This window comes from Microcystis sp. LEGE 08355 (assembly GCF_015207185.1).
GTDB classification, from domain to species: Bacteria; Cyanobacteriota; Cyanobacteriia; order Cyanobacteriales; family Microcystaceae; genus Microcystis; species Microcystis panniformis.
This window is the reverse complement of the sequence record NZ_JADEXI010000128.1, coordinates 1-9,825: the sequence shown is the minus strand read 5'-3', so window position 1 is coordinate 9,825 and position 9,825 is coordinate 1. Positions and strand designations below refer to the sequence as shown.

Sequence of the window (9,825 nt, the reverse complement as noted above, 5' to 3'; positions counted from 1 at the left end):
ACTTCCTATTTCGATCACTTAATTACGGTTATGAAAAAGTTTTAAAACCGAGGCATTTAATCTGTGTTAAAATAGTTAGGCCAACAGTTAAAAATGCCGCTCACTGGGGCTAAAACTCCGTTGAAACTCTCAAATCATCACCGCGAGTAAACCTCTTGGGACCACCAAAAACCTCGATCGAGTACCTAGCGGATCGAGGCAGTTTATAAAAGTAAGGGAGATTAAACCTCTTGCATAATTAATTTTTGAGGGTTCAAAAACGGCACAAATAAGGATTAAATTGCATAAAATCTGTAAATAGACCATTTAATTGATTATTATTCATTTTTAATTGTCCTGGCTACTGACTCCTAACCCTAACAACAATTTTTGATTTTTACAAGAGGTCTATTCTATGGATGCCAAAGCGAAATTACTGGAATTGATCGCTGGTAGAAATCGCGGACTCCTGGCCACGGAAAGCGACCGCGTGCGGATTTTAGCGGCGATCGAACAATTGGAGGATCACAATCCCCATCCCCATCCCCTCGAAGTTAAACAACTATTAGGGGGCAATTGGCGTTTGCTATTCACCAGCAGCCGCAACATTCTGGGAATAGATCGCCTACCTTTTTTTCAATTAGGGCAAATTTATCAATATCTCGACCTGAACAAGGCCAAACTCTACAATATCGCCGAAATTATCGGCCTACCTTGGCTAGAAGGGGTAGTAATCGTCTCCGCTACCTTTGAACCCACATCCGAGCGCCGGGTAATGGTCAAATTTGAGCGATCGATCCTCGGTCTGCAACGTCTTCTCAATTATCATTCTCCCCAAGAATTTATCGATGCGATCGAGAGTGGCCAAAAATTCCCTCCCCTCGATTTTTCTGTCAATAATCGCCAACAAACAGGTTGGCTCGATATCACCTATCTCGATGAAGATCTCCGCATCGGCCGCGGCAGCGAAGGCAGCGTCTTTATTCTCGCTAAGGAAAAAACCTAACTTCAGAGCCGTCAGGAGTCAGGCTTGTATCAGTGATCAGTGATCAGTGATCAGTTATCAGTGATCAGATGTGAGTTTTCAGTTCACTATAGCGTTTTTCAGTCGGCTGAGGTACAAAAGTTATGGGTTTTAGGCACTCATGCAAAAGGCAAAAGGCAAAAGGGAAGAAAAATAGGTGTACCTCACTAGCTTAGGAAACGCTATAATTACTGATTACTGTTTACTGTTCACTGAAAATACTCCCCACACCCGACACCAGACACCCCACTTGCTGCCCCAGATGAATGCCCCGATCGGTTAGAATCAAAATATGGGAAAAAAATTATTTATTTTCGGGAACCTTTACTGACTTCTCCCGTCCTCAAGCTCTGAGTGAGGAGTTTATATCCTTAGAGGAAATCCCATGAGTCAATCGATTCCAGCATCTTGGTCACTTGAGTCCAAACAGTCTCAAAACCCCGTGTCCCCTGACAAACTCTCCAACTACGATCTAATTGCACGCTGTCAGGAAGGGTGTCAGCCAGATCGAGCAGCTTTTGCGGAACTGCTGCGGCGCTATCAGGCTCATATTGATAAATTACTCTATCATTTGGCTCCCGATTGGCAAGATCGCGCTGATTTGGCTCAAGAGGTCTGGATTCGCGTCTATCGCAATATTAACCGTCTCCATGAACCCCTCAAGTTTCGCGGTTGGTTAAGTCGCATTGCTACTAATCTTTTTTACGACGAATTGCGGAAACGCAAGCGGGTTAATCACCCCATTTCTCTCGATGCTCCCCGGCGCGTGGAAGATGGCGAAATCGATTGGGATATCGAGTCCGATTACCCCAGTCCCGATGAACATCTCACCACCCACGAATTCTACGATCAATTGCAGGCGGCGATCGCTGGTTTACCAGAAGCTTTTCGGACAACTATTATTCTGCGAGAAATTGAAGGCATGGCCTACGAAGAAATTGCCGAGATGACGGGAGTTTCTTTAGGAACTGTTAAATCTCGCATTGCTCGCGCTCGCGCTAAATTACAATCTGTTTTACAGCCCTATTTTACAGAAGGCTAAAGAATATTGTGGTGATTCGGCACTAACGGCCGAAGTGAGGAGTCGTTAAATTTAACTAGCTCCGTGCTGGTGAAAAGTGATTGCATACCGATCGCTTCTGGTCGAGGTCAACCATGAATAATTATCAACCCGAAGATGTTCAATGGATAAAGTCTTTGTTACGTCACGATGACAGCGATTCCGACTCCGCAACCGAGGATATTTTATTCTTAGATGAGGATAACGAAGAAGCTCATCGTTTCGATTTAATTAGCGCCTATATTGATAACGAAGTAACGGTAGAGGAAAGGAAGCTAGTTCAGCATTGGTTAGACCATGATGCTGCCGCTAAAAAACTCTATCAGCAGCTCTTGGGATTACAAACTAATTTAAAGCAAATTCCCGTACCGGCTACTATGGCCAGCGACCGATTAGCAGAACAGGTGTTCAGAAAAGTCGATGGTCAGCGTCGTCGGCAATATTATGTTTATGGTGGCGCAATTTTAACGGCTATGGCGATCGCTGTTGGCTCCTACTTCGTCTCGGGACGCAATGCTCCCCTCTCCCAAATGGCGAGCAGTCCGAGCAGTATTAGCCAAGAGGGAGACCATTTGATGATTGCTCTTAACCATCCGATTATGGAGATTCCCGCAACGGAACAGCCAAAAGAGAATGGCCAACGGTAAGGTCTATCTCAATGGAGCGAGAGGACTCCCGTTAAACCGCTACGCAGTTAACGGGAGATGAATCGCCACCAGAATGAAACTAACGCGGTAGCGTTTCCACTTTCGGGGAGTTTTGGTTCTCGACATATTTTTTTAGTTGTTCGATGGTAACACCTCCACAACTAGCCACGAAATAAGCTCCCGTCCAAAAATAGGGTTTGTTGTCGAAATACTTGGCCGCTAAGTACGGAAATTCCTTTCTAATTAAGCGACTACTAACTGTTTTAAGATTAGCAATTAACTTGGATAAAGCGATGTCAGGCTTGTAATCGATAATTAGATGAACGTGATCCGATTCACCATTGAAATCAAGCAAAGCGCTTTCCCATTTCGTGAGCGTTAATGCAAAGATTTCTTTAAGTCGGTCTAAGATTTCATTGTTAATAGCTTTCCGCCAGTATTTGATGACAAATACGACCTGAGCGGTAAGTCTATAAACAGAGCGAAATCCATGATGGTAATCAGTTGACATATTAGACGGTAAATGTTATAATCCGATTATACATTACGCTCGCTTCCCGACAGTGATAACGCTTACCTACCAGTACAAACTAAAGGTAAACAGACAACAGGAACGCGAGATAATCCACATTCTTAATGTTTGCAAAAGCGTTTATAATTACGCGCTCTCGGAACGGAAAGATTGGTTGAACTCTCGAAAGTGTCTTGCGGATCGCTGTTCGCTAGTTTCCGAGTATATAATTTCCGCAGATGAACCTTATCCAAATTACTTCGTTCAAGCTAAAAATCTAACGGAAGCTAAAAAAATCTATCCGATATTAAAGACGGTTAACGCTCAAGTCTTACAGCAAGTCTTAAAAACTTTAGATAAAGCATTTGACCAGATGAAGTCGCAAAGTTTTGGCTTTCCTAGATTGAAGAAAAAGATGCGGAGTTTTGTTTTTCCTGTGCTCTCGAAAAACTTTCTAGGTGACGAATACTTAAATTTTCCACAATTGGGAAAAATTCGGATTAGGAAATCTAGGAAGTACCCGTCTGGGTTTGAGCCTAAACAAGCTCGAATTATCCAAAAAGCGTCGGGATTTTACGTTTCGGTTTCTTTCCAATCTCCGGAATTAGTTCCCGATATGACAGTTGGGAAAACCTGTTTAGGGATCGACGCGGGAATTGAAAGTTTTGTCGCTACTTCACGGGGAGATTTAATCAAAGCCCCTCGATTTTTGTTGAAAGTACAGAGTAAGCTTAAATTGCTACAAAGACGCTTGAAACATCAAGTCAAAGGCTCAAACAGTTGGTTAAAACTCCAAGAGAAGATAGCAAGATTACACGAGAAAGTGTCTAATACTCGTAGAGATTGGCACTTTAAACTAGCTCATTACCTTTGTGATCTTGCTGATAATATTTTCGTTGAAGATATTAACTTCATTTCCTGGTCTAGAGGGATCGTTAGAAAACAATCTCTAGATTCGGGTATCGGTAGTTTTATTAACGAGATATTACCGTTTGTCGCTTGGAAACGGGGAAAATATTATCTTAAAGTCGATAAAAACGGAACTTCCCAGGATTGTCCGAATTGTGGCGCAATTACTGGCAAAAAAGCGTTATCGGAAAGAGTTCACCGGTGTGATTCTTGCGGCCACATCGAACCAAGAGATACGGCATCAGCGAAGGTAATCGAGAACCGAGGAAAAAACGCGGTCGGACTGACCGTGTTAGAAAACGCTTGCGGGGGCGGTCTGACGGGGGTCGTCCGGTTAAACCTGTTTGATCTAGTCAAGAGCCTATGAACCAAGAATCCCCCGCTAAACCGCGCTCCGCGGTTAGCGGGGGAGAGTCAATGAAATAAATGCCAGCATTCTCGTGCGATCGCCCAATCTTCCGCCGTAGCAATTACCATCACTCGCACTTTAGATGTCTCGCTGGCGATATCCTCATCCTGGGGACGAGCGGCATTTTTAGCCAAATCTAACTCTAAACCCAAAAAAGACCAGCCTTGACTGGCTTTTTCTCGTACTAAATCTGAATTTTCGCCGATTCCTGCCGTAAATACCAAGACATCTAACCCCTCTAGAGAAGCGATCATCGATCCGATTAAACTTTTCAGGCGATGAATATACATCTCAAATGCTAATTTTGCCCTCTCGTTCCCTTCGGCCATCGCCGTGGTAATTGCCCGCATATCTCCAGAAATACCCGAAATTCCCTTTAAACCCGATTCTTTATTGAGTAAGCTATTTAAACTATCGGGATTATATTGATATTCTCGCTCTAGATAAATCAGAATCCCCGGATCGATCGACCCGCTGCGGGTTCCCATCATCAACCCCTCTAGGGGAGTAAATCCCATAGTAGTATCGATACTTTTACCCCCCTTGACTGCCGATAGGGAAGCGCCATTGCCTAGATGACAGATGACCATTTTCAAGGATTCTAGGGGTTTTCCCAACAATTCGGCGGCCCGTTGGGAGCAGTATTGATGACTGGTGCCATGGAAACCATAGCGACGGATTCCCAGTTCACTCCATTGGTAGGGAATGGGATAAAGAGAAGACTCAGGAGGGATAGAACGATGAAAAGCGGTGTCAAACACTGCTACTTGAGGAACATCGCCTAAAACTTGCTCGATCGCTTCAATTCCTTCTAAATGAGCGGGATTATGGCTAGGAGCAAGGGGAATCAGCTTTTTAATCGTTTCTTTGACTTGGGGAGTGATCATAGTTGCCTGGGAATATTCCGTGCCACCATGGACAACTCGATGACCGACGATACTAATGTCGGCGAAATTGGCCAGTACCTTAGTTTCGCCAGTGACTAAAGTATCTAACATCCGAGCAATTGCCGCCGGACGATCCTGACTAGAAAGATTAATTTCCTGTTTAATTCCCTTAGCTTTTACCGTTAAAACCCCGTAATCAGGGTTAACCGTCCAATCGATCCCCGCTGCCCAAATTGGTTGGGGAGGATGGGAGGGGAAAAAATCTAAATCGTATAAACAACTTTTTTGACTGCTCGATCCCGCATTGAAGACCAGAATTTTCATAAAAAAGCTCAATTAGGAAGTGGGCTATGCCGATCATAATCAAACTCAGGTTAAGCCTAGATAAAATCGCTGACTTTTCGGGTTTTTCTTCAAGAAAATTTTATCCGGCTGTCATCACCCATGCTTGACTCGGGCAATATTACAAAACTTTATCAAAAAAAAGTCAAAATAGAGCCTCTAGGGTTATAAAATACAAGAATGCCCCTTGTGAAATTGATCCAAGAAGCTACCTCTGATGCAAGTTAAGGCCTTTACATTGGATTTAGAGCTAGTTCTCGTCCTTTTCACCAGTGGAATGTCAACATCGCACCACGAATCTCTAGAACGGATTTTTTGCGTATTCTAGATAACCGTGATTACTAGAGGATTTCTTAAGTATGTCAGAGGTTACTGCCGTTACAGATGCCACCTTTAAAGACGAAGTTTTAGATAGTGCCGACCCTGTCCTAGTGGATTTCTGGGCTCCTTGGTGCGGCCCTTGTCGAATGGTGGCTCCCGTTGTCGAGGAAATTGCCAAACAGTTCGAAGGGGAAGTCAAGGTGGTGAAACTCAACACCGACGAAAACCCCAATATCGCTAGTCAGTACGGGATTCGCAGTATTCCTACTCTGATGATCTTCAAAGGAGGTCAAAAAGTCGATATGGTGGTCGGGGCTGTACCTAAAACCACTTTAGCCAATACCTTAACTAAACACCTGGAATCTGATGATCCGCAAAAGGGCTCAAAAAGTTGATCTGGTGGTTGGGGCTGCACCGAAAACTACTTTAGCTAATACCCTAAATAAGCATTTGGGGGTTGACTAGGTTTTCTGGTAACGCATACCGGGTAACTGAGTCACTAAACCCATTAATTCTAATTCCAATAATATCCCCGCCACTTCTGAGGTGGGGATTTGCATTTTTTCAACAATAATGTCAAACAACAGGGGATCTCTGTTAAATAACTGATACACTTGTGCTAGTCTAGGTTCTAGATTGACTGGAGGAGCAGCATTAACGACTGGGGATGTCTCTGGAGGGAGTGAAGGGGAGAGATTAACCGGTGCGGATTGGTTCGTGGTGGGAATTGCCCCCAACATTTCTAATAATTTCTCCTCAGAAACGATAATTTCTGCTCCCTGATGAATCAGTTGTAAACAACCCCTAGCGGCAGCAATATCGGGAGAATTGGGTAAAGCATAGATATCGCCGCCGAATTCGTTAGCATAACTGGCCGTAATCAGGGAGCCTGATCTTTCGGGGGCCTCGATAACAATCGTCGCGCGACTTAAACCGGCGATAATGCGATTACGACTGGGAAAATGGGCTTTATTCGGTTGAGTTGCCGCAGGATGTTCACTAATGACTAAACCCTGCTTTTGGATGTCCGCGTGTAGCTGCCGATGACGACTAGGATAAACCACATCGACCCCCGTTCCCAAGACGGCAATCGTCCTTCCCCCCGCTTTTAAACAGCTTTGGTGTGCCTCGCCATCAATTCCTTCGGCCATCCCAGAAACAATAGTAAATCCCTGTTGGGCCAAAAGGGTACTTAAGCGCCGCGCCCAGCGCCGGCCGTGATCCGTGGGGTTACGAGTACCCACAATGGCGACGGTGGGGATATTTCCCTGATTTTCCTCTAAATTGACCTTTCCTTGATAGTAAAGTAAGGGGGGAGGACTGGGAATTTCCCAGAGAAAGCGGGGATATTCTGGGTCGCTAGGGGTCCAAAAAAGGGGGTTTTTCTGGATATGTTCGGCGAAAAGAGCTTCAGGGTCAATTTGCGATCGCCCCTCCCGTACCGCTACCATTGACTTTTTGCCGAATCCCGCCACTTCTGCGATCGCAGTATCGGTGGCATTCCAGGCCACAGCGACACTGCCGAAATGCTGATAGAGTCGCTTTAGGGAAATTGACCCAACTCCAGCAATACTTGACCATGCTAACCAATAAACGCGCTCGTCTGTCAATTTGAAAGGCTCCTCAGACAAAGTAATATTTTCAGTCGGTTAAAACTGACTGCGGCCAGATGACCTTAATTTATTTTAATCATGCCGGAATCCCTTCCATTAGTTGTTGAGGTATGGTTGAGCCTCGTCAATGTCTTTCACTTTTTTAAAATGTGAATCAGTTGTTCTTGATCTTCTGGGGGAAGTTGTTTGGTTGCGTCTAGTATTTCTGCAAAAGTGGCTTGAGTCATGGTTTTAGTTGGTTATAGCGGTCTTTGGAGCCAATTGTAGCAGTAACGGTAGAATATGTTAGCATAGCGTAACGGATATAACAGACAAATTTATTGTAATTTAAAGTCAAAAACTGCGTTAAATAATGCCCCCGAAGAAATCAGTGATCGTATTTTTTTTAAGAACGTAGAATATCGCACAAAATATCTACAATTAAGGTTCGGGTTTTTAATGATAATGAGCCTAGTTCACGCTGAATCAGTGAAGAGCGAAGTGTTACTAAATGATCAAGTCTGATGGCTGACGATTGGCGAAGACCACTGATCATAAAATCTGGACTTTCTGGTCTCAGAATAATATCTGTATGAAGGGGATTTTCTGGAATACGACTGGTAATTAGGGCAAAGATAATGTGTTGATAGCCTCCAATTTGATTGGTTAGGCAATAAGCAGGACGAACCTTACTGGAAGATAAATCGTCGAAGGGAAATTGAATTAATACAATTTTACCCTTCATTAGTTACAGGTTGTCCATCGTTAAGAGTATAAATATCTTCTTCGGGATCTTGCAGAAAAGCAAAGCTAGGGTTATGGGAAACGGCATCTAGCCAGTTTTTTTCGTTCAGTTCATCCTCCGAAATCAAAAGAATGACGCGCACAAACCGATCTTTTTCTTGGGGAATAGGATGATCAAGTTGAATTTGTCCTTGAGTATTGAGGATACCAGTGGTTTCAATCGCACGCATAGCAAAACCTAAAAGAAGTGATTCGATTCTAACATTAAAGTAACCATAAAAAGCGGTGATGGCTAACTACAGCGATCGCTATTCTCAGGCTCGCCCTATGGCTCTCCTCGACTTTGTGTGATAATTAGTGCTGATCATTCCTTGTAGTCTTGCCAGACAAGGCTTTAAAGACTATATTTCCAGAAAATTATCGGCTGCATCTCCTATTTGTGACTTTCCCTCACCTATAGGTGAGCAGTAGAAGTTATTCAAAGAGGGCGAATGCAATTAGCCCCTACAATAATATTATTACGCCAATGGTGGCTCCCAACTGATAACTGATTAGGAGAGATCGCACACAACCCGAAACCCGAGCCAGCCATCACAATCGTCGGCATCAATCCCAATCCGAACCGCCGAGCGACAGTTTACAGGATAGCTGCCCCACGAACCGCCGCGCAGCATCATTGATGACTCATCGCCTATATTACTATCTAGCCATGCAATGCTGCCATTTTCTTTAATATTGTCTGGTTTGTTAACATAATTTTCATGATGTTGATCAGCACACCATTCCCAAACATTGCCGTGCATATCATAGATTCCCCAAGGATTAGGTCGCTTTTCCCCAACAGGATGGGTTGTATTATTTGAATTACCACTAAACCAAGCATAATCTCCTAGTTGATCTTCATCATCGCTAAAACTAAATCGGGTTTCTGTACCGGCGCGACAGGCATATTCCCATTCTGCTTCTGTAGGCAAACGGTAGTTTTTTCCCGTTAACTTGCTCAGTTTTTCACAAAAAGCTTGAGCATCAAACGAACTAACAAATTCTACCGGGTTCTGAGGATTTTCTGAAAAATGTGAGGGGTTGAATCCCATCACCGCTTGATACTGTGCTTGGGTGATAGGATATTTGCCTATCTGAAATGCTGGAACAATTACTTGATGTATCGGTTTTTCATTCTCATCAGAACCCATGTTAAATTTACCGGCGGGTATATCCACCATTTCTGGGTTAAAGTTTGGTAAAATTACAGTTTCAGTTTGCCGAATTATCTTGGGCGATACTTGTAATAACTTATCAACATTTACCTCTGCCAAGCTAAATTTAGAGTTAGCTGCCGATTTTTCATGACCGTAAGCCATTAAAGCTTTAAGCTTAGTATGACTACCCCAATAGCGAAT

12 protein-coding genes are annotated in these 9,825 nt (G+C 43.8%); 6 read left to right on the top strand and 6 right to left on the bottom strand.

What is annotated here, in order from left to right; all coding sequences use genetic code 11:
• Positions 1–394 precede the first annotated feature (394 nt).
• The 4 genes from IQ242_RS08920 to IQ242_RS08910 all read left to right on the top strand — a co-directional run bounded on the left by IQ242_RS08920 (position 395) and on the right by IQ242_RS08910 (position 2,710).
• Entirely contained in the window at positions 395–985 is a 591-nt protein-coding gene (locus tag IQ242_RS08920; protein ID WP_193959719.1) for a PAP/fibrillin family protein, read from the top strand.
• Positions 986–1,160: 175 nt separating this feature from the next.
• Positions 1,161–1,286: a hypothetical protein gene (locus IQ242_RS26705; protein WP_255520630.1), complete on the top strand. Its 126-nt coding sequence runs from the start codon at positions 1,161–1,163 to the stop codon at positions 1,284–1,286.
• A 102-nt stretch (positions 1,287–1,388) separates the two neighbouring features.
• Entirely contained in the window at positions 1,389–2,045 is a 657-nt protein-coding gene (locus IQ242_RS08915; RefSeq protein ID WP_002765828.1) for a sigma-70 family RNA polymerase sigma factor, read from the top strand.
• 113 nt (positions 2,046–2,158) lie between these two features.
• Positions 2,159–2,710 (top strand): anti-sigma factor, encoded by a 552-nt coding sequence (locus IQ242_RS08910; protein WP_193959718.1) that lies wholly within the window; start codon positions 2,159–2,161, stop codon positions 2,708–2,710.
• 79 nt (positions 2,711–2,789) lie between these two features.
• Here the strand turns inward: IQ242_RS08910 and tnpA are convergent, their stop codons facing one another.
• Complete coding sequence (gene tnpA / locus IQ242_RS08905) at positions 2,790–3,221, bottom strand: IS200/IS605 family transposase (protein WP_193959717.1); 432 nt, start codon at positions 3,219–3,221, stop codon at positions 2,790–2,792.
• A 52-nt stretch (positions 3,222–3,273) separates the two neighbouring features.
• Between tnpA and IQ242_RS08900 the strand changes: the two genes are divergently transcribed.
• Positions 3,274–4,497, top strand: coding sequence for an RNA-guided endonuclease TnpB family protein (locus IQ242_RS08900; RefSeq protein WP_193959716.1), 1,224 nt, complete (start codon positions 3,274–3,276; stop codon positions 4,495–4,497).
• Positions 4,498–4,544: 47 nt separating this feature from the next.
• Here the strand turns inward: IQ242_RS08900 and IQ242_RS08895 are convergent, their stop codons facing one another.
• Positions 4,545–5,750, bottom strand: coding sequence for an acetate kinase (locus IQ242_RS08895; protein WP_193959715.1), 1,206 nt, complete (start codon positions 5,748–5,750; stop codon positions 4,545–4,547).
• 377 nt (positions 5,751–6,127) lie between these two features.
• Between IQ242_RS08895 and trxA the strand changes: the two genes are divergently transcribed.
• Positions 6,128–6,484 carry a thioredoxin gene (gene trxA, locus IQ242_RS08890; protein WP_002750414.1) on the top strand — a complete coding sequence of 119 codons (357 nt, stop codon included), beginning with the start codon at positions 6,128–6,130 and terminating at the stop codon, positions 6,482–6,484.
• 66 nt (positions 6,485–6,550) lie between these two features.
• Here trxA and dprA read toward each other — a convergent pair whose 3' ends face one another.
• The 4 genes from dprA to IQ242_RS08870 all read right to left on the bottom strand — a co-directional run.
• Positions 6,551–7,699, bottom strand: coding sequence for a DNA-processing protein DprA (gene dprA / locus IQ242_RS08885; protein ID WP_193959714.1), 1,149 nt, complete (start codon positions 7,697–7,699; stop codon positions 6,551–6,553).
• 388 nt (positions 7,700–8,087) lie between these two features.
• Positions 8,088–8,426 carry a type II toxin-antitoxin system PemK/MazF family toxin gene (locus IQ242_RS08880; RefSeq protein ID WP_104397657.1) on the bottom strand — a complete coding sequence of 113 codons (339 nt, stop codon included), beginning with the start codon at positions 8,424–8,426 and terminating at the stop codon, positions 8,088–8,090.
• Positions 8,416–8,655 carry a hypothetical protein gene (locus IQ242_RS08875; RefSeq protein ID WP_193957418.1) on the bottom strand — a complete coding sequence of 80 codons (240 nt, stop codon included), beginning with the start codon at positions 8,653–8,655 and terminating at the stop codon, positions 8,416–8,418. Before IQ242_RS08875 ends, IQ242_RS08880 begins: the two co-directional genes overlap by 11 nt.
• 321 nt (positions 8,656–8,976) lie before the next feature.
• Positions 8,977–9,825, bottom strand: an 849-nt coding sequence (locus IQ242_RS08870) for a formylglycine-generating enzyme family protein (protein ID WP_193959713.1), incomplete at its 5' end; no start/stop codon positions are given.

What these genes read in the sequence shown, in the direction of transcription:
- IQ242_RS08920 (WP_193959719.1), top strand. Translation starts at nt 395, where the DNA reads ATGGATGCCAAAGCGAAATTACTGGAATTGATCGCTGGTAGAAATCGC.
- IQ242_RS08915 (WP_002765828.1), top strand. Translation starts at nt 1,389, where the DNA reads ATGAGTCAATCGATTCCAGCATCTTGGTCACTTGAGTCCAAACAGTCT.
- IQ242_RS08910 (WP_193959718.1), top strand. Translation starts at nt 2,159, where the DNA reads ATGAATAATTATCAACCCGAAGATGTTCAATGGATAAAGTCTTTGTTA.
- tnpA (WP_193959717.1), bottom strand. Translation starts at nt 3,221, where the DNA reads ATGTCAACTGATTACCATCATGGATTTCGCTCTGTTTATAGACTTACC.
- IQ242_RS08895 (WP_193959715.1), bottom strand. Translation starts at nt 5,750, where the DNA reads ATGAAAATTCTGGTCTTCAATGCGGGATCGAGCAGTCAAAAAAGTTGT.
- trxA (WP_002750414.1), top strand. Translation starts at nt 6,128, where the DNA reads ATGTCAGAGGTTACTGCCGTTACAGATGCCACCTTTAAAGACGAAGTT.
- IQ242_RS08880 (WP_104397657.1), bottom strand. Translation starts at nt 8,426, where the DNA reads ATGAAGGGTAAAATTGTATTAATTCAATTTCCCTTCGACGATTTATCT.
- IQ242_RS08875 (WP_193957418.1), bottom strand. Translation starts at nt 8,655, where the DNA reads ATGCGTGCGATTGAAACCACTGGTATCCTCAATACTCAAGGACAAATT.